The sequence below is a fragment of the Frankia sp. AgKG'84/4 genome (assembly GCF_023242965.2).
In the GTDB taxonomy this organism is placed as follows: Bacteria; Actinomycetota; Actinomycetes; order Frankiales; family Frankiaceae; genus Frankia.
This window is the reverse complement of the sequence record NZ_JALKFU020000001.1, coordinates 1-17,325: the sequence shown is the minus strand read 5'-3', so window position 1 is coordinate 17,325 and position 17,325 is coordinate 1. Positions and strand designations below refer to the sequence as shown.

Genomic DNA, 17,325 nt, shown 5'->3' with positions numbered 1-17,325 from the left:
GCGCAGGTGACCGAGTGTGCGCACCGCAGGTACCGCAGGCCCGACGGGGTGGGCAGCCAGATATCCATCGCCAGCTCAGGCGAGGTGCTCAGCCGTGTGCGGACGGCGGTGGGTGGGCAACGGCGATACTGCCGAGAAAGTTCAGCGCCTGCGCCGCGGGACTTCCCGCGGCTGCTGTGTAGACGACCATGAGCGATGCGTGTCACCGGCGAATCCTTGGCCGTGTCGGTTGCGGCAGCCCTGCTCACCACGCTGTCCGCGGCCCGGTTGCGGGAGACCGGCATACCCGCGCATACCGCGAGGTATCTGGCGGGCCAGGCGGTTCACGGCCAGGTGAGCGCACCGAATCACGGCGCCGTGGCCGCCGGCTTCACCGATGCCTTCCACACCCTCGGTCTCATCCTCGCCGCCCTGTCCGTCGCCGGTGCCGGACTCACCTGCCTGGCGCTCACCCCCCGCGGCGAGGTACCGCCGCCCCACTCCGGCTTCCAGGAAGCCGACGACGGCCGTGCGATGTCGGACGTACGCCGTGGTTCTTCGGCGTAGGTGGCGTGTTTCTCCTACCGAGGGTAGGACGACGGTGACGCGATGTCCTTCTCGCCGACTGTCCAGCCCGTTCCGCCCTGGAGCTGATCTCGGGAACCTGGACGGTTGTCGTCCTGATCGCCATGTGCGACGACGCTCAGCGCTACTCGTACCTGCTTGAGCGGATCGGCGGGATCAGCCGAAAGATGCTGACGCAGTCGCTGCGGGCCTGCGTGCGGGCAAGGCTGGCCGACCCGGGTGACAACAGGCATCGACCTCGTTCCGGACCTGATCACATATCATCGTCCCAGCCGACCGACCGGTCGGTCGGTCAACGGGAGGTTCGATGCCCTTCGTAGCGACGCGTGCCGGGCGGGTGTTCTACGAGCAGCGTGGATCCGGCCGGCCGATCGTGATGCTGCCCGCGACACTGCACGATCACCGGGACTTCGACCCGGTGGCGGCGCGGTTCGCGTCGCGCTATCGCACCATCGCGGTGGACTGGCCTGGTCACGGTCGGTCGGACGAGCCTGACCCGGCTCAGTGCGTCAGCGCCTCCCTGCTCGCCGGGGTTCTCGCCGACCTCGTCGACGACCTCGACCTCGGCCCGGCCGTTCTCGTCGGCAACTCGGTGGGGGGATACGCGGCGTCCCGGCTCGCCCTGGACCGACCGGCCGCTGTCGCAGGGCTCGTGCTCGTCAACGCGGGCGGGTTCAGCCGGCAGACCGTACTCAGCCGCACCGCCTGTGCGCTACTCGGACGACCAGCGGTAACCCGACGCGTCCTGCCTCACCTGGTACGGGCCTACCTGCGGCCGGTGAACGACCACGACCGGGCGGTCGCCGAGCGGGTGCGGGCCCGGGCCCGCACCGTCGAGGGCGCCCGGACCGCCGCCGCACTGTGGCGCAGCTTCACCACACCCGCGTTCGATCTGCGCGCGGATGGCCCCCGTCTCACCGTCCCCACCCTGCTGACCTGGGGAACCCGGGATGTTCTCCTACCGCTGAAAGCCGGTCGGCAGACCCACGCCGTACTGCCAGGAGCGCGGTTCCACCCCTTCGCTACCGGACACGTCGTGTTCGCCTCGGACCCCGACGGATTCACCGCACTCGTCGAGCCGTTCCTCGACACCGTGTTCCAGACATCACCACCCGACCCTCGCCCGCCGACGGCATCGTTGCCACAAGGCCCCGCCGGCCCCAGGGATCTGTCCTGATGCCGTCCCGGCAGGAACGTGCGGCGCTCACCCGCGAACATCTCGTTGACACCGGCCTGGCGCTGGCGGAGGAAACCGGCCTGGCCGGCATGAGCGTCAACCTCATCGTGGAAGCGGCCGGCGTCGCGAAAGGAACGTTCTTTCACCATTTCGAGGGCCGGGCGACCTTCCTGGCCGCGCTCCACCGAGAGTTTCACGACCAGCTGTTCACCGCGATCACACGATCCGTGGCCGGGACCCCCCACGGACGCGACCGGCTACTCGCCGCGACCGAGGCCTACCTCGACCACTGCCTACGCCATCGCGGAATCCGCGCGCTGTTGCTCGAAGCCCGAGCCGAACCACTCGTCGCCGACGCGATCGCCGAACGAAACCGCCAGGCCTGCCGATTTCTCACCCCTGACTTCGCCGCCATGGGCTGGCCGCACCCCGCCGACGGTGCCGCCCTCTGGAACGGCCTTGTCGTCGAAGCGGCCCTGCTGGAACTCGCCCATCGATCCCGGCGTCCCACCACCAGAGAAACCCTCGCCCACTTCCTCACCCGGTGACACGGGCCTCGTTCCGGCACCGGAGACCTACCGCATCGGCTACGTCATACTCCCGCGAGCCGCTGTCGTCATCGGCTGCCAGAACGTCTACTTCTCGGCGCGCACCTGCCCCGGCCGGTAGCAGGCCAGCCTCGCGATCGACACCCGCCCCGACCCGCCTCCACACACCCGCACCACCACAGAGTGTCACAGTAGAGTTACACCGCTGGTTTTATGGTCCCCATTAAAGATCAGTAGTCGCCGCCTGGCGGTATGACTCCGTCATCGGCGGCAAGCCGGTGCGACATGTGCCCTGGATCAGATGGTGACGATGTCGACGAGGTCTTCGAGGCCGGTGAGGTCGGCGGCGTTGCGGGTGTAGACGCTGGCCTCGTGGGCGTGTGCGGTGGCCGCGATCAGCAGGTCCATCGTCCGGGCGCGTGGTTGGCGTCCGATCTCGACGACGCGGGCGGCGAGCCGCCCATAGCTGTCGGCGACGGCCTCGTCGAGAGGTAGGGGATCGAATCGTCGTTGCAGTGCGCTGAGACGGGCGAGGCGGTTCGCGCGGGTCTCGGAGGTCTTGGCAACCAGGACGCCGAAGTGGAGCTCGGCGATGCTGATGACGCTGATCGCGAGCTCACCGGGGATGGGCGCGACGTCGGTGGCGACCAGAACACTGGTGTCGAGGATGCCGCGACTCATCGGCCTTCCCAGGGGTCCGTGAAGGTGCCGTCGACAAGATCGCGGTCGCTGGGCCAGTCCGTGTCGGCCGGGAGCGGGAAGATATCGGCGAGGTCGTCCCAACGCCGCCATCTGTGCGGGGCCACCGGGCCGAGAACAGCTGCCGGTCGACCGGTGACAGTGATGGTCAGGTGCTCGCCATCTTGGGCGCGCCGCACCAGCTCACTGGCGTTCTGCCGCATCTCGCGAAGTCCTATCTCGACCACCTGTCCAGAGTAGCACTTGTGTTACAAGCTGGCGTGGAGGCGGCCGGAGGTCCCGGGCGGATCGTTGTCCCGGTACGGGCGCCGGCGTCGTTGGCGGATGTGTTCAGGGCTCGCGCGGCCGCCGAGCACATCCCGACGTCGGCTCTGGTTCGTCGCATCCCGTCCCGTGCGGTGGACAGTCATGACACCCCGGTGATGACCGAGGACCAGGTCGAGGAGATCGTGCGCAGGGTCCTGCGGGAGTCCGCCTGAGGATTTTTTCCACTCCACCTTTCCGAGGCCGGTGGGGACCAGCAGATCCCGCTGGAGCGGGCGTTCGCGGCGCCGCTGGAGCTGACGCGGCGGCTTGGGCGCGGCGGATCTTGCGGCGATGGACCCGGAGGAACTGGCGGCGGTGTTCTCCGTCCAGCCGGCGCTGCACCGGTTCCCCGCCGCGATGGCGCAGCGGACGCAGAAGCTTTGCCAGATCGACAGCGACAGCGACGACGGTGACGGGGCGCGGGTGTGGACGACCGCCAAGGACGGGCGGGAGTTACTGAAACGGGTCGCCGCGCTGCCTGGTTTCGGTACGCAGAAGGCGAAGATCCTCGTGGCGCTGCGCGGCGCTGGGAGTCGGTGTAGGGCGCTCCGGGGAGTCGCGACCGCAGGAGCGGGATCTACCGGGTATACATCCCTGATCCACTCGTCGGGCGGCCGCCGGCAAGGGGGTGGCCGCCGCCGTCGACCGCTTTTCGATCATTCCGTTCTCTGGCGCGGCTTGATTTGCCTGATGAAACCGGCAAGGTCCTCGGCGAAGAGGTCAGGGACCTCCAACGCGGGGAAATGTCCGCCGCGTGGCGGTTCGGTGAAACGCACGAGGTTACGCGAGCGTGCGACGAAGCTCGCGGGCGGCGGGACGACCCGCGGATCGGGATAGGAAGCGAATGCGGACGGTGTCCGAATGATGCTTCCGGGCGGAAATGTGATCGACTCGGAGAAGAACTCCGAATAGGCGACCAGCGAGCTGGCCACACTGCCCGACACGAGATAGATCATTATTTCGGTGACCAGGTCGTCCATGGTGATGGTCGACTCGTCGTCGGCGGCGCCGCGTCGATCGCTCCACAGCTGGAACTTCTCCAACAGCCACGCGGCGAGGCCGGCTGGGCTGTCGGTCAGGGCGGGGGCGAGTGTGAGCGGCGCCGTCAGCTGGAGCAGGAAGTACGCACCCATGGGGCCGGCGTTCAGGTCGTGCTCCCGCTGGGCGAATGTCACCTCCTCCGGTGACGGATCGTCGGCACCGGTCAGGCCGCTTCCCAGCGGAGCCCCATCGTGGCGAACCCCGAGCAGGACCGTGTGCAGACCGACGCAGTGGTCCGGATTGTCAAAGGCCATCCACTCGGCTATCGGCGCCCCCTGATCGCCGCCGTGGACGTAGTAGCTGCTCTCCCCGAGCACGTCGGTCAGCAGGGTATGGAACAGCTGTCCGGCCGACCGGACACCCAGCGGGGCTGGAGCCAGCCCGGAGAAGCCGTATCCGGGTAGCGACGGGACTACCACGGTCAGTCCGTCCTGTGGGTCGCCGCCGACCGTCTCCGGGTGTGCAAGCGTACGGATGACCTTCCGGAAGGTCGCGAACGAGGTGGGCCATCCGTGTAGCAGGGCCACCGTCCGAGGGTCGGTACCGGAACCCGGCTCCCGCAGCACATGCAGCTCGACGCCGTTCACGGTGGTTGTGAACTGCCCGAAAGCGTTGAGTTCACGTTCGTGCGACCTCCAGTCGTACTCGTTGAGCCAGTACCGCACGAGCGTGCGCAGGGCCGTCGGATCGGTGCCGGACCGCCAGCCGGGCCGCTCGGGCAGCGCCGGCGGGTCAAACGCGGCGAGCCGCCGCCGGATCCGCTCCAGCGTGTCCTCCGGCACGTCGATCCGGAACGGTCGCAAGGGCCCCGGCAGCGTCCCCTCCCGGTGCCCAACCGCCTCGCTCGCTCGCATCCGTGTCCCCTTCCGTCGCGCGATCTCCAGGCCGATGCCGACCTGGAACACTATTTATCAGTTTAAGTGGTGTACGGTCAAGAGTGATGGTTCACTGGTCCAGGTCGTGATGGTTCACTGGTGCAGGTATGGATCCCTCGGTTGTCTGGTGGACGGACGGCACCGCGCCCCCCCGGTTGCAGTTCCTGGGCCCGTTCCTCAACTCCGTCGACGAACGGGCCTTCGGCGCGCACCGGCCGCAGGACCGGATCACCGATCCCGAGGCGCTGAGCCGCTGGCTTGCGGCTCACGGGCTGGTCCAGCCCGGGTCGCCGGCAGGCGAGACCGATCTCGTCGACGCGCTGCGGCTGCGCGCGGCGCTACGCGAGGCAGCGGCGGCCAACCAGCGAACCGGCGGGTCGGCATCGGATTCCGGCGCCTTGGCCGAGGTGGCTGACCGTCTGCCGCTGCGCATCCGCATCGCGCCCGACGGCGGCGTCGACCTCGAACCCGCCGCGCCCGGCGAGGTCCGCGGGGCGCTCGCCCGCCTCGCGGCCGATGCGGTCCTGGCGACGGCGGATGGCACGTGGCGCCGGGTCAAGATGTGCGCGGCGCCAGACTGCCGGGTCATCTTCTACGACGGATCGAAGCCCCGGACCGGGCGTTGGTGTGCGACCTCGGTGTGCGGCAACCGTGTCAAGACGCGAAGGTACCGGCAGCGCGTTTCGCCGGCCGGTCCTGGTGCCGCGTCTCCGTCACCGGCGGCCAGCGATACATGATCCTTCCGTTCTCGTCGGCGAGCGCATCCGACGACGAGAGGTTCAGGGTGCTCCGCCCGCGCTCCGTGGTTCCGATGCTGGCTGGGACCAGCAGATCCGGCGGGAACGGGCGTTCGCGGCCCCGTTCGGACTGACGCGACGGCTCGGCCGTCCGTTGGACGCGGCTGACAGGGCGGATGTCTCGCCTCGGGACCGCTGCCAACCCGCGCGGCGAGGTGCTGGAAAGAAGTTCGAGACGTGGTGTCGGATCGGGGCGGAGGCGTTCGTTGGATGGGTGAGAGGCGGCCCGCGAGGGGCACCCCGAACCACAGGAGATGAGCCGACATGCAGTACCTGGTTTCCGTGATCCACGACAGCCGTGAGCCCTCCTCCGTCGAGGCGGAGGCCGCCGAGCAGGCTGCCATCGACGTGTTCAACGAGCGACTGCGGGCCGAGGGGCACTGGGTCTTCGCCGGCGGTCTCGGGGTGCCCGACAACGCCACCGTCCTCGACAACCGGGGCGAGGCGGCGGTGGTCACCGACGGGCCGTTCGTGGAGACGAAGGAGTTCCTGGTCGGCTTCTGGATCATCGACGCCCCCGACCTCGACGTCGCGCTGAAGCTCGGCGCCGAGGGCTCGAAGGCCTGCAACCGCAAGATCGAGGTCCGGCCGTTCCTGTGAGCGAGACCGACATCCAGGCCGCGATCACTCGGGCCCACCGCGCGGAGTGGGCCCGGGTGGTTGCCGTCCTGACCAGGGGTTTCGGCGACCTCGACGTCGCCGAGGAAGCGGCGGCCGAGGCGTTCGCGACCGCCGTCGAGCGGTGGCCGACCGACGGCGTGCCGCCGAACCCCGGCGCCTGGCTGACCACCGCCGCCAGGCGCCGGGCGATCGATCGGATCCGGCGCGAGAGCAAGCGCGACGACAAGCAGCGGGAGGCGCTGATGGTGCACGGCGACGACCCGCTCGAGCCCCTGGGCGCGGTCGAGGACGAGCGGCTCCGGCTGCTCTTCACCTGCTGTCACCCGGCGCTCGCGATGGACACCCGGGTGGCGCTGACCCTGCGCCTGGTCGGCGGTCTGACCGTGCCCGAGATCGCCCGCGCCTTCCTGGTGCCGGAAGCCACCCTGGGGCAGCGGATCACCCGCGCGAAGGCCAAGATCAAGACCGCCCGCATTCCGTACCGGGTGCCGTCCGGGGAGGATCTGCCGGCGCGGGTGTCCGGTGTGCTGGCCGTCCTGTTCCTCGTCTTCAACGAGGGCTACCTGGCGACCGGCCCCGACACCGACCCCGTACGCGACGACCTGACCGGCGAGGCGATCCGGCTCGCCCGCCTGGTGCGCACACTCCTGCCGGCGGACGGCGAGGTGGCCGGGCTGCTGGCGCTGATGCTGCTGACCGAGGCCCGCCGCGCCGCCCGGGTCTCGACCAGCGGCGACCTGGTCGCCCTCGACGAGCAGGACCGCGGCGCCTGGGACGCCGGCCTGATCGCCGAGGGACACCGGCTGGTGCGCGAGCGCCTCGTCGCGGCCGCCGCCGGCGTGGCCCCGGGCCGCTACCAGATTCTCGCCGCGATCAACGCCGTGCACACCTCCGCCCGCGATATCCGCGACACCGACTGGTCGCAGGTCGTCGCCCTCTACGACCAGCTCGTCCGCGTCGACCCGTCGCCGATCATCGCCCTCAACCGGGCCATCGCCGTCGCCGAACTCGACGGCCCGCAGGTCGCTCTGGCCACCGTCGACCGTCTCGACGACAGGCTGTCCGGCTATCACGCCTACCACGTGGCCCGCGCCGACCTGCTGCGCCGGCTCGGCCGCGGCGAGCAGTCACGCGCGGCCTACGACCGGGCCATCGAACTGGCCGGCAACACCGCCGAGACCGCCTACCTGACCCGCCGCCGCGACCAACGGGCGTAACGCCTGCCCCACTGTCGTCGGGTCGTTCGCCTGGATGCCGGCTCGTACCAGGCTGTCGTGGCTGTGCGGGCTCCCGCCGCGTTGGCCGATGCGCTCAGGGCCCGCGCGGCTGCCGAGCACCTGCCGGGCAAGGAAAAGTCGTCTTCACCGTCAGTTGACGCCGGGCATTGAGGTGGGCCTGGGCGACGGGCTGTCAGGCTGCGCGTGGTAGGTGACCAGGGTCTGCGCCGGCTGGTCGGTGACGCTCAGCACGACATGGGCGTAGCCGACCGGGCCGAGGCGTGGATGACGCAGCCGCTTGACGCCGCTTGCGCCGATCGAGACGACGTCGTGGTTCGGCCACCACCGCCGGACGTGCTCGCTGTCGCGTTGGAGTTCCTCGATGAGCGCGGCGATGCTCGGATCGTGGGTGTGCGACGCGGTCGCCAGTCGGAAACGCCCGAGCATCGCGCGGGCCTCGTGCTCCCAGTCGAGGTAGACCTGCCTGGCGTGGCCGTCGGTGAACATCCACCGCACGAGGTTCCGGTCCGCCGCGGGCCGGGCCTCCCAGTCGGTGAACAGCTCACGGGCCGCGGCGTTCGCGGCCAGCACGTCCCAGCGGCGCCCCTTCACGAAGGTCGGATGCGGGTCGAGGCGCTGGACCAGGTCGGCGACGCCGGCCGCCAGCACCTCGGGCGGCGGTTCCGACCGCCCGTCGGGCGCCGGGTGCGCGCCAGGCCGACCGTGGGCGAGCACGTCCAGGTACTGGCGTTCCGCGCCGTCCAACCGCAGCGCGGCGGCGAGTGCGTCGAGCACCTGCGGGGACGGGCGGACCTGGCGACCCTGTTCGAGGAACGTGTAGTAGGTGGGCGACAGGTTCGCGAGCAGGGCGACCTCCTCGCGCCGCAGCCCAGGCGTGCGCCGCCGCTCCCCGGGCGGGAGCCCCACGTCCGCGGGAGTGAGCCGGCCACGTCGGGACCGAAGCAGCTCACCCAGCGCCGCTGGATCCCCCTCTGGTCGCATGCTTCGTCAGCCTAGTCATGCCAGTACCAGTAAGGCTGTGCTGTGGTCACGCACCTCGACGTGGATGAAGACTGTTCCGCGTGGACACGATGGGGCAGCAGATTGAAATAGCGGTGGACGACGGCAGCACGATGTCCGCGTACTGCACTCGGCCGGATGGTCCGACCGCCGACACGGTCGGCGTGATCGTGGCCCATGAACTTTTCGGGGTGAGCCCGGATATCCGCGCGGTCGCGGATGAGATCGCGGCCGCGGGGCACGTTGTCATCGCGCCCGAGTTCTATCATCGCGACGCTGAACCGGGTAGGTATCTGGCCCGCGACGACGCGGGGCGCGACGAGGGATTCGCCCTGCTGCACAGCATGACCCGGGCCGGGGCGGTCGCCGATGTGCGGGCGGCCATCGCGGTGCTGGCGGAGCGGTACGGGGCCGAGGAGGCCGCAGCGGTCGGCTTCAGCGCCGGTGGGCACCTCGCCTATCTCGCCGCGACCGCACTGCCGATCACCCGGGTGGCCATCGCCTACGGCGGCTGGCTGCCGAGCACGGAGATTCCGCTCAGCCGGCCGGATCCTACTCTGGCGCTGACCCCGGGAATTCGCGGAGAGCTGATCTTTCTGGTTGGGGGAGATGACTTCCTGATCGACTCCGACCAGGTGGAGAAAATAGCCGACGCGCTGCGGGCCGCTGACGTTCGACACGAGGTCGTCACCTATCCGGGAGTTGGGCACGCATTCTTCTGGCCCGGTACTCCGGCTTTCGATCAGGACGCCCGGGACGATGCCATGAAAAGAATTCTCGCGCTGCTCGCCGCCTCGTGAGATGCCGACCGGGCGGTCAGCGTGCGGGTGCGGCGATCAGCGCGCCGGCGAGGGCGCGCAGCGTCGCCGCGAGGCGAGGGCCTTCGCCGGCTTCGAGCAGGCGCAGGATCGGGTCGCTGTGCAGTGAGCTGAGCAGGACGTGTGCGACGAGATCCGCGTCGAGGTCCGTGCGCTCCTCGTCGATCAGCATGCTGATGTGGGCGTGCCAGACGTCGTGGACCGGCCGGCCCTCGTCCGGGTCGGCCCGGCCGGGGCTGGCGGCCGGGCCCGTTTCGCCCATGCGGTGCGTGTCGGCGTCGGAGCGCTCGACGCTCGGCAGGGCCGCGCCGAGGGCGGCGACCAGCCCCTTGTTCCGGCCGACGAGGTCCACCACAGCATCGAGGAAGGCGTGCGGGCGCTCGGCCGCCGCCGCGCCGGGGCCGAGCGGTGGCGGTCCGCTGACGAGCGCCTCGTTGAGCGCGTACGCCCGTTCCCGCATCGTGATCTGGTCCGGCCGCGCCGGGCAGACTCACCGGAGACGTCGGCGGCACGGTGGCGGCCGTCGGCCCCGGCGTCGCCGTCGACGGTCTGGTCGGTCGGCGGGTGGCGACGCTGTCCGAGGACGTGTTCGCCGAGTACGTGCTCGCCGACGTCGACTGGCGCGCCGAGGTGCCCGACGGCCTCGACTCGACCAGCGGGGAGACGCTGTTACGCGGGCTCGGTCTGCTGGCGCCGTGGGGGCGCACAGTCCTGTACGGGGTCGCCTCCGGGGACGTCAGCGATATCCCGCCGACCAGCCTGTTCGCTCGGCGCTCCGTCGTCGGGTTCTCCCTGCTCGCCTGGCGGGCGGCGGACGCCGAGGCGGCCCGGCGCGACGTGACAGAGCTGGCCGAGCACTTCGCCGCCGGCCGGCTGCGCACGACGGTCCACGCGCGCCTGCCGCTCGAGGACGCGGCCACCGCGCACCGCCTGTTCGAGGCCCGTGTCCACCTCGGCCGCTTCCTGGTTCTTCCGTAGCGCGCTGGCCGCGAGCGTCCGCGGGTGTGCCGGCCGTCGCGGCGGTGTTGACCTGAAGTCAACTTTATATTTTAGTGTCGACAGCATGATCCTTACTGACGCTGAGTACCAGTTTCTCGCCCGCCAGGAGCGGGGCCACCTGTCGACCATCGGTCCGGATGGTTCGCCCCAGGTGAAGCCGCTCGGCTTCGCCTGGAACGATGACCTGGAAACAATCGACATCACGGGGTTCGGCATGGTCGGCAGCGCGAAGTACCGCAATGTCCAGGCCACTCCCAGCGTCGCGTTCGTGGTCGACGAGGTGACTGCGCCGACGGCTGAGGGCGCCCACTTCCTGGAGATCCGTGGCCTCGCCGAGACGGCCACCCACGTGCCGGCCGACCCGCATTTCGACGCCGAACTCATCCGGATCCGTCCGCTGCGCGTGATCGCCTACAACGTCGGTCCCGATCAGCCCGGCCTGCACGCCCGCAACGTCACGTGAGCGGGCCGCTGGGCGTCAGTGCCCGGGCGGCTGTCTGAACGGGTCGTACTCGGCGAGCATCCGTCGACGTGACGACGTAGAGCAGGCCGAGCAGGAGGAAGCCGCGGATCCACGCATCCCCTGGGAGGTGGGTGATCGCGTAGGTGACCGCGATCACCGAGACCCCGAAGGACAGTGCCGCCTGCACCATGAAGGCGGACGTCGTACGGGGTGCGGGGGCTTTGGCGCTCCCCGCGCCCGCCCTCGAAGAGGGGGTCCGGCCGCGGGGGGTCCGGCCGCGGGGGTCCGGCTAACGGCTCGGTCCCTGGACCGGATCCGCGGGCGCGCCGGACAGACGGCGCACGCGGTGCCGGAGGTGCTGCTGCTCGGCGAGGTTGATTGTGGCGGCGATGGCCCGTCGGTAGGCCCCGGCCGCGTCGTCCGGTCTGCCGGCCTGTTCCAGCAGGTGGCCGCGCACGGCGTTGAGGCGGGGCAGACCGGGGTGGTCGGCTTCCAGCGCGTCGAGCTGGCCGAGGGCGACGTCGACGCCGTCGACCATGGCCTGCGCGACGAGGCGGTTGAGGGCGATCGTGGGGTTGCGGTGGCCGGTCACGATCTCGAGCAGCCGGTAGAGCGCGAGGATCTCGACCCAGTCGGTCGCCGCGATGTCAGAGGCCTCGGCGTGCAGCGCCGCGATGCAGGCCTGGATCAGGTACGGGCCGGGTTCGGCGCCGGCAGTGGCCTGTTCGACGAGTCCGATCCCCTCGCTGATCAGCTCCCGGTTCCACAACGCCCGGTCCTGCTCGTCGAGCGAGGTGAGGCGCCCGTCCGGCCCGACCCGGGCCGGATGGCGGGCCTCGGTGAGCAGCATCAGCGCGAGCAGTCCGGTGACCTCGGTGGACTCCGGGACACCGCGGCGAAGCAGCCGCGTCAGGTGCATCGCCTCGACGGCGAGATCCGCGTCGCGGGCAGGTGCGCCGGCGGTGGTGTGGTGCGCCTCGGAGAACATCACGTACAGCACGTCGAGGACGGCGGTGACGCGTTCGCCCGCCGCCGCGGGCTGCGGCAGTGGCTGGCCGAGTTCGCCGAGGCGACGTTTGGCCCGGGTGATCCGCTGGGCGATGGTGCGTTCGGGGAGCTGGTAGGCGTTGGCGATCTGCGCGGTGCTCAGCCCGGCGACGGCGCGCAGGGTCAACGCGACCTGGCCGGAGCGGGGCAGCTCGGGATGGCAGCACAGCTGCAGCACGAGCAGCGAGTCGTCCCGCTGGGCAACCTCCGGCGCCTGCGTGGGCTGCGACAGCGCGGCGCGGGTCTCGCGGTCCCTGCGCCGGGCGTCACTGCGGGCCCGGTCGGCGTACCGGCGCCGCGCGGTCGCGATCAGCCAGGCCAGCGGGTCGTCGGGAGACCGCGCCGGCCACTGCTGGTACGCCTGCAGGAGCGCGTCCTGGACGGCGTCCTCGCACAGGTCGAACTGGGCGCTGCCGTAGGTGCGCAGCAACCGGGCGAGGGCCTGTCGCGCGAGTTCGCGCCACCGGCCCTCGCCGAGCGGTTCAGCTGAGCTCATCCTTCGCCCAGATCGGCGAACATCACCGGCCGAAGTTCGAGGGCCAGGCCGGGGATTACGGCGTCGGGGATCTGCCGGGCCAGCTGCACCGCCCGGGCCTCGTCCTCGACGTCCAGCAGGTAGAAGCCGCCCATGAACTCCTTGCTCTCGACGAACGGCCCGTCGGTCACCTCGGGCTGATCCCCGGAGCTGGCGGAGCTGCGCACGACCTTCGACTGGCTGGGGTCGGCCAATGCCTGGGTCGCGATGAACTCGCCGCTCTCCTTGACGGCGGCGATGAACGCGCCGTGCCCCGCCCCGATCTGGCGCTGCTGCTCCTCGGTGAGCTGCTCCAGCACAGCCGGGTCAACCTGCATGATGATCAGGTACTTCATGGTCTCCTCCTCGGCGCGCGGCGGCCACCAGCGTGGCAGCTCACCAGAGGGTCGTCGCCGCCAGCGCGCACGCGACAGAACGCGGCGAGAAATCTTCGCCCTCGTTGTCGCGCGGGGCGCCTCGGCGACGACCACTGGGCACGCGACCGCGACCGGCGGGACGCCCACGATCGAGGAGACAGCCATGGCACAGCGGGTCCGGGTCCACTGCTTCAACGTCAGCAAGGACGGGATCGGAGCGGGCGAGGGGCAGAGCCTCGAGCGTCCGTTCGGCGAGCTGGACCCCGGTGGCCTGTTCGCCTGGGTCGGGGGCACGGCCAGCTGGGTCTGGAACAAGGGCTGCGACGGCACCCGCGGTCTCGACGACTACATCGTCCGCGACTTCACCCGCGCCATCGGCGCCGAGATCATGGGGCGCAACAAGTTCGGCCCGGTCCGCGGCCCCTGGCTGGACCACGAGTGGCAGGGCTGGTGGGGCGACGAACCCCCCTTCCACACGCCGGTCTTCGTGCTCACACACCACACCCGGCCGTCGATCACCCTGAGCGACACGACCTTCCACTTCCTCGACGCCACGCCGCAGGTGGCGCTGGAACAGGCGAAGGCCGCCGCCGGCGGCCTGGACGTGCGCATCGGCGGCGGCGTCACGACCATTCGCGAGTTCCTCGCCGCGGACCTGATCGACGAGATGCACATCGCCGTCGCCCCGCATGAGCTCGGCCGTGGCCTGCACCTCTGGGACAGCCCGGACGAACTGACCGACCGCTTCCACCTGGAACGCGTTCCCCGCCCGAGCGGCTTCGTGCACCACTTCTTCTGGCGGCGGTAGGGCGACCTGCTGGGGACCCGGGCGAGGCGGGAGTCAGCTCAGAACCCGGCCGATGGAATCCAGCGCGGTGGCCGGTGCGGTCGGGGGACGATCAGGTGGTGGCGAGCAGGATGTCCTCGCCGCTGGAGGGGCGCAGGGCATCGGCGCGGCCGGTGAAATAGCGGTCCGCGAGCGCATGGCCCGGCACATGCCGGACATCCGCGAAGCCGGCGTCCCCGGCGAGGCTCACCATCTGCTGCGGGGTGTAGAAGCTGACGAACGGGGTGCCGGCGGACTGTGCGCCCTGCTTTGATGCGGCGAGCCCGGCACGGTCAGCCTCGTCGAGCAGATCGGCGGGCAGCAGGAACGTCATCGCGGTCGTCGATCCGGGGGCGAGCCCGGCAGCCTGACGCAGGGTGGCGGCGGTGGCCGCCCTGCTCAGGTACATCGTCACGCCGGTGGAGACGACGACGGCCGGCCGGTCCAGGTCGAACCCGGCGGCGACCAGGGGGCCCCGCCAGTCCTCGCTGACCTCGAAGTCGACCGGCACCAGGCGCAGCCGGTCGGGGACGCCGTAGCCGAGGTCGACCAGCCGCTCGCGCTTCCACGCCTGGGTGCGGGGCTGGTCGATCTCGAACACCGTGAGTCGGTCGGCCAGGTCGGGGCGGCGCTGGGCGAAGGTGTCCAGACCTGCGCCGAGGATGACGTACTGGGTGACGCCGCGGTCGGCCTGCTCGGCGACCAGGTCCTCGACGAAGCGCGCGCGGGCCACCGTGGACGCCCGGAACCCGCTGGTGAAACGCGGATCCATGTCCGGGCGGGAGCGCCAGTCCCCGTCGGGGGCGGCCAGGCGCAGGCCGATCTCGTCGGCGAGCACGTGCGGCGGTGCGTCGACCTGGACGTGCAGCGCCCGCCAGAGGGCGACCCGCACCGCCGTGTTGTCCGGTACGACCGCGCCGGTGTTCTCGTCCACCATCACCACGTTCCCTCCCACCCTGTCAGGTGCCGGCAGGCCATGTCAGGTGCCGGTGGGGGCCTGGATGTTCCACACGCGTCCGTCGGGATCGCGGACGGTCATCTCCCTGGTGCCGTAGTGCGTGTCCTCGAAGGGCGTGACCACCTCGACCGCCGGGTCAGGCTGGAACTCCGCGGCAGCGGGCACCGTCAGCACGATCGACGTCCGGGGCTCCCGGTCCGCGGGGACCTCGGCGATGAACACGGAGGGCCCCTTGCCGTTGCGGAACTGGCCGGAGTTGTGGTCGGTCTCGAAGTCCAGCTCGAACCCCAGGGCCTGGAAGAACCGCGCGGACCTCCCCCAGTTGTGGGTCTCCAGGAAGACGGCTTCGATGCCTTCGGTCGTCATGTCAGGTCTCCGTTTCGGATGAAGGCGATGTCTGGTCGCGGGCGTCGTCGAGATAGCCGCGCAGTGCCTGCGCGACCAGCGCCGACAGGGACATGCCCGACTCGATGGCGTGGTGTTTGACCTGCTTGATCAGCCCGATCGGCAGGTACACGTTGAACTGCTTGACGTCTTCGTCGCCCACGAAGGCGATGCTAGCATGCTAGCCGTCTAGTTGGCATCGCGAAGCCGCGATCGCTCTCCGTTGGCGGTCGCGTGCCACGCCCAGTACCGGCAACGGGGGCTGCGTGTGTTCAGGATGGGCGGACCAGGCCGTGGGTGAAGGCGTAGCGGACGGCTTCGGAGCGGTCGCGTAGGCCGGCCTTGGCGAACAGGTTGTTGATATGGGTCTTCACGGTCGCCTCGCTGACGAACAGCTCGCGCGCGATCGCCCGGTTGGACAGCCCCTCACCGATGAGGACGAGCACCTCCCGCTCCCGAGGTGTGAGCTCCTGCGGCCCGGCTCCGGCCGCACCTGCACCACCGGGAGCCTTCGTCGGCATCGTCGGAGCTGAAGATGCCATCGGAGCCGATGACCCGGTCGGGGAAGGCGGCACGGTGGGGGAGGGAAGCGCGGTGACGGCGGCGATCAGGCGGGCCTGGACGGTGCGGTCGAGGACGGCCTGGCCGGCCGCGGCGGCGCGGATCGCGCGGGCGATGTCCTCGCGGCCCGAGTCCTTGGTGAGGTAGCCGCGGGCGCCGGCACCCAGGGCGGCCAGCACGGACTCCTCGTCGGCGAACGTGCTCAGCACGACGACGGCGACTTCCGGGTGGCGCTCGCCGATCATCCTGGTGGCCTCGACGCCGTCGGTGCCGGGCATCCGCAGGTCCATCAGGACGACGTCCGGCGCTGTCCGCGCGGCGGCGTCGATGGCCGCGGTGCCGTCCGCCGCGGTGGCGACCACGTCGATGTCGTCGAACAGCCCGAGCAGGGTGGCGAGCGCCTCGCGGATCGCCGTCTGGTCGTCCGCCACGACGACCCGGATCGGCCGGTCCGCACCGGGCCGGCCCCCGGGGACGGACGGGTCGGTTCCCGCGGAAGCGGTGTCGGAGGTGGCGGCGTCGGGCTGGTCGGAGGAAGCCGTGCTCATGTGGGAATCGTGACGCAGACCCGCCAGCCACGGGCCAGGAGGTGCGCCGCGGCCCTGGTGTCGGTGCGGGTGCCAGGGCCGGGATCAGGGCCGGGATCAGGGCCGGGATCAGGGCCGGCGGTGACGGTGCCGCCGAGCAGGGTGATCCGTTCCCGCATGCCGACCAGGCCCATTCCGCTGCCGGAGTCGGCGAGTGGGCGGTGTCCGTCCCGCGGCGGGCCGTTGACGATCCGCAGGTCGATGGCGTCTGCCGCGTAGGCGAGGGTGACCGTCACGGGTGCGCCGGGGGCGTGTTTGTGCGCGTTGGTGAGTGCCTCCTGGGCGGCGCGGACCAGGGCCTGGGCGATCCGGGTGTCGAGTTCGCGCGGCTGCCCGGTGATGGTGGGGGGGTCGGGGTGGCCGGCGGAGCGGATCATCGCGGTCAGGGTCTCGGCCAGCGGCAGCGCGTCCTCGCGTAGTGCGGTGACGGTCCGGCGGGCCTCGACGAGGCTCTCCCGCACGAGGCTCTGCGCCCGGCGGGTGGCGCTGCGCGCCTGGTCGAGGTCGCCGTGTTCCAACAGCGCGTCGGCCATCTCCAGCTGCATGTTGATGCCGGCCAGCGAGTGGGCGAGTACGTCGTGGACATCGCGGGCGATCCGGCCGCGCTCGGCGAGCACGGCCTCCCGGGCCTCCGCGCGGGCGGCCCGCTCGGCCGCTTCGGAGGCGGCGAGCGCCGCGGTGATCGCGGCCTGCCGGCTGCGGTTGACCATCCCCAGCGGGGCGGCGAACCCGCTGGCGGCACCGACGTACCAGGGGATGTCGAGGTGCTCGGGCCCGAGCTGGAACAGGAGCACCCCACCACTCAGGACGCTGCACAGCACGGCGATCGGCACCGCCCGGTCGGACGGGAACCGGTATCCGGCGTGGCCGGCGATGCAGTACCCGAACGTCGGCGCGAAGCCGCTGCCGCTGACGGCGATCAGCGC

25 protein-coding genes are annotated in these 17,325 nt (G+C 70.9%); 12 read left to right on the top strand and 13 right to left on the bottom strand.

The genetic code is table 11. The features are described 5' to 3' along the window. The first annotated feature begins 195 nt into the window (after window positions 1–195). The 4 genes from MXD58_RS00135 (at window position 196) to MXD58_RS00120 (ending at window position 2,289) form a co-directional block, all read left to right on the top strand. Window positions 196–546: a hypothetical protein gene (locus tag MXD58_RS00135; protein ID WP_250608959.1), complete on the top strand. Its 351-nt coding sequence runs from the start codon at window positions 196–198 to the stop codon at window positions 544–546. 77 nt (window positions 547–623) lie between these two features. Continuing rightward, window positions 624–884, top strand: coding sequence for a winged helix-turn-helix transcriptional regulator (locus MXD58_RS00130; protein ID WP_308301863.1), 261 nt, complete (start codon window positions 624–626; stop codon window positions 882–884). Next, window positions 872–1,741 carry an alpha/beta fold hydrolase gene (locus MXD58_RS00125; protein ID WP_248837535.1) on the top strand — a complete coding sequence of 290 codons (870 nt, stop codon included), beginning with the start codon at window positions 872–874 and terminating at the stop codon, window positions 1,739–1,741. Before MXD58_RS00130 ends, MXD58_RS00125 begins: the two co-directional genes overlap by 13 nt. Continuing rightward, window positions 1,741–2,289, top strand: a complete 549-nt coding sequence (locus MXD58_RS00120; protein ID WP_248837536.1) for a TetR/AcrR family transcriptional regulator — start codon at window positions 1,741–1,743, stop codon at window positions 2,287–2,289. The genes MXD58_RS00125 and MXD58_RS00120 overlap by 1 nt, the downstream gene beginning before the upstream one ends. A 297-nt stretch (window positions 2,290–2,586) precedes the next feature. Here MXD58_RS00120 and MXD58_RS00115 read toward each other — a convergent pair whose 3' ends face one another. After that, complete coding sequence (locus MXD58_RS00115; protein ID WP_248837537.1) at window positions 2,587–2,970, bottom strand: type II toxin-antitoxin system VapC family toxin; 384 nt, start codon at window positions 2,968–2,970, stop codon at window positions 2,587–2,589. Then, the gene (locus tag MXD58_RS00110; RefSeq protein WP_248837538.1) at window positions 2,967–3,191 is read right to left on the bottom strand and encodes a type II toxin-antitoxin system Phd/YefM family antitoxin; all 225 of its coding nucleotides are present in this window, start codon (window positions 3,189–3,191) and stop codon (window positions 2,967–2,969) included. Before MXD58_RS00110 ends, MXD58_RS00115 begins: the two co-directional genes overlap by 4 nt. Between MXD58_RS00110 and MXD58_RS00105 the strand changes: the two genes are divergently transcribed. Next, window positions 3,141–3,467: a hypothetical protein gene (locus MXD58_RS00105; protein ID WP_248837539.1), complete on the top strand. Its 327-nt coding sequence runs from the start codon at window positions 3,141–3,143 to the stop codon at window positions 3,465–3,467. The two genes, MXD58_RS00110 and MXD58_RS00105, sit on opposite strands and share 51 nt — an antisense overlap. Before the next feature lie 483 nt (window positions 3,468–3,950). On the opposite strand, the gene MXD58_RS00095 is transcribed toward MXD58_RS00105, so the two are convergent. Then, on the bottom strand, window positions 3,951–5,189 hold the full coding sequence (locus MXD58_RS00095) for an epoxide hydrolase family protein (protein WP_248837540.1): 1,239 nt from the start codon (window positions 5,187–5,189) through the stop codon (window positions 3,951–3,953). Between the two features lie 128 nt (window positions 5,190–5,317). Here MXD58_RS00095 and MXD58_RS00090 point away from each other — a divergent pair, with 128 nt between their 5' ends. The 3 genes from MXD58_RS00090 (at window position 5,318) to MXD58_RS00075 (ending at window position 7,845) form a co-directional block, all read left to right on the top strand. Beyond that, on the top strand, window positions 5,318–5,947 hold the full coding sequence (locus MXD58_RS00090; protein WP_248837541.1) for a CGNR zinc finger domain-containing protein: 630 nt from the start codon (window positions 5,318–5,320) through the stop codon (window positions 5,945–5,947). A gap of 324 nt (window positions 5,948–6,271) precedes the next feature. Next, window positions 6,272–6,607 (top strand): YciI family protein, encoded by a 336-nt coding sequence (locus MXD58_RS00080; RefSeq protein ID WP_248837542.1) that lies wholly within the window; start codon window positions 6,272–6,274, stop codon window positions 6,605–6,607. Further along, window positions 6,604–7,845, top strand: a complete 1,242-nt coding sequence (locus MXD58_RS00075; protein ID WP_248837543.1) for an RNA polymerase sigma factor — start codon at window positions 6,604–6,606, stop codon at window positions 7,843–7,845. The genes MXD58_RS00080 and MXD58_RS00075 overlap by 4 nt, the downstream gene beginning before the upstream one ends. Window positions 7,846–7,995: 150 nt before the next feature. Here MXD58_RS00075 and MXD58_RS00070 read toward each other — a convergent pair whose 3' ends face one another. Continuing rightward, a complete protein-coding gene (locus MXD58_RS00070; RefSeq protein WP_248837544.1) occupies window positions 7,996–8,847 on the bottom strand; it encodes a helix-turn-helix domain-containing protein in 852 nt (283 codons plus the stop codon). A gap of 89 nt (window positions 8,848–8,936) precedes the next feature. Between MXD58_RS00070 and MXD58_RS00065 the strand changes: the two genes are divergently transcribed. Further along, window positions 8,937–9,665, top strand: a complete 729-nt coding sequence (locus MXD58_RS00065; protein WP_248837630.1) for a dienelactone hydrolase family protein — start codon at window positions 8,937–8,939, stop codon at window positions 9,663–9,665. A 16-nt stretch (window positions 9,666–9,681) separates the two neighbouring features. Here the strand turns inward: MXD58_RS00065 and MXD58_RS00060 are convergent, their stop codons facing one another. Then, entirely contained in the window at window positions 9,682–10,143 is a 462-nt protein-coding gene (locus MXD58_RS00060; protein ID WP_248837545.1) for a hypothetical protein, read from the bottom strand. A 53-nt stretch (window positions 10,144–10,196) separates the two neighbouring features. Here MXD58_RS00060 and MXD58_RS00055 point away from each other — a divergent pair, with 53 nt between their 5' ends. Together MXD58_RS00055 and MXD58_RS00050 are read left to right on the top strand one after the other, a co-directional pair. Next, window positions 10,197–10,661: a zinc-binding dehydrogenase gene (locus tag MXD58_RS00055; protein ID WP_248837546.1), complete on the top strand. Its 465-nt coding sequence runs from the start codon at window positions 10,197–10,199 to the stop codon at window positions 10,659–10,661. Between the two features lie 85 nt (window positions 10,662–10,746). Continuing rightward, window positions 10,747–11,145 (top strand): PPOX class F420-dependent oxidoreductase, encoded by a 399-nt coding sequence (locus tag MXD58_RS00050; protein WP_248837547.1) that lies wholly within the window; start codon window positions 10,747–10,749, stop codon window positions 11,143–11,145. On the opposite strand, the gene MXD58_RS00045 is transcribed toward MXD58_RS00050, so the two are convergent. From MXD58_RS00045 to MXD58_RS00035, 3 genes are all read right to left on the bottom strand, one after another. After that, complete coding sequence (locus MXD58_RS00045) at window positions 11,138–11,335, bottom strand: YiaA/YiaB family inner membrane protein (protein WP_248837548.1); 198 nt, start codon at window positions 11,333–11,335, stop codon at window positions 11,138–11,140. The genes MXD58_RS00050 and MXD58_RS00045 overlap by 8 nt on opposite strands. Window positions 11,336–11,434: 99 nt before the next feature. Next, entirely contained in the window at window positions 11,435–12,688 is a 1,254-nt protein-coding gene (locus MXD58_RS00040) for an RNA polymerase sigma factor (protein ID WP_248837549.1), read from the bottom strand. After that, window positions 12,685–13,062: a YciI family protein gene (locus MXD58_RS00035; protein WP_248837550.1), complete on the bottom strand. Its 378-nt coding sequence runs from the start codon at window positions 13,060–13,062 to the stop codon at window positions 12,685–12,687. The genes MXD58_RS00040 and MXD58_RS00035 overlap by 4 nt, the downstream gene beginning before the upstream one ends. A 184-nt stretch (window positions 13,063–13,246) precedes the next feature. On the opposite strand from MXD58_RS00035, the gene MXD58_RS00030 reads away from it, so the two are divergent. Next, entirely contained in the window at window positions 13,247–13,891 is a 645-nt protein-coding gene (locus MXD58_RS00030; RefSeq protein ID WP_248837551.1) for a dihydrofolate reductase family protein, read from the top strand. Between the two features lie 91 nt (window positions 13,892–13,982). Here MXD58_RS00030 and MXD58_RS00025 read toward each other — a convergent pair whose 3' ends face one another. The 5 genes from MXD58_RS00025 to MXD58_RS00005 all read right to left on the bottom strand — a co-directional run. After that, window positions 13,983–14,846, bottom strand: a complete 864-nt coding sequence (locus MXD58_RS00025) for a class I SAM-dependent methyltransferase (RefSeq protein WP_248837552.1) — start codon at window positions 14,844–14,846, stop codon at window positions 13,983–13,985. Window positions 14,847–14,888: 42 nt separating this feature from the next. After that, a complete protein-coding gene (locus MXD58_RS00020; RefSeq protein ID WP_248837553.1) occupies window positions 14,889–15,233 on the bottom strand; it encodes a VOC family protein in 345 nt (114 codons plus the stop codon). Window position 15,234: 1 nt separating this feature from the next. Continuing rightward, on the bottom strand, window positions 15,235–15,414 hold the full coding sequence (locus MXD58_RS00015) for a CopG family transcriptional regulator (RefSeq protein ID WP_248837554.1): 180 nt from the start codon (window positions 15,412–15,414) through the stop codon (window positions 15,235–15,237). A gap of 109 nt (window positions 15,415–15,523) precedes the next feature. Next, on the bottom strand, window positions 15,524–16,360 hold the full coding sequence (locus MXD58_RS00010; protein ID WP_248837555.1) for a response regulator: 837 nt from the start codon (window positions 16,358–16,360) through the stop codon (window positions 15,524–15,526). Further along, the coding region (locus tag MXD58_RS00005) for a sensor histidine kinase (protein ID WP_250608958.1) at window positions 16,357–17,325 on the bottom strand (969 nt) is incomplete at its 5' end. The genes MXD58_RS00005 and MXD58_RS00010, both read right to left, overlap by 4 nt.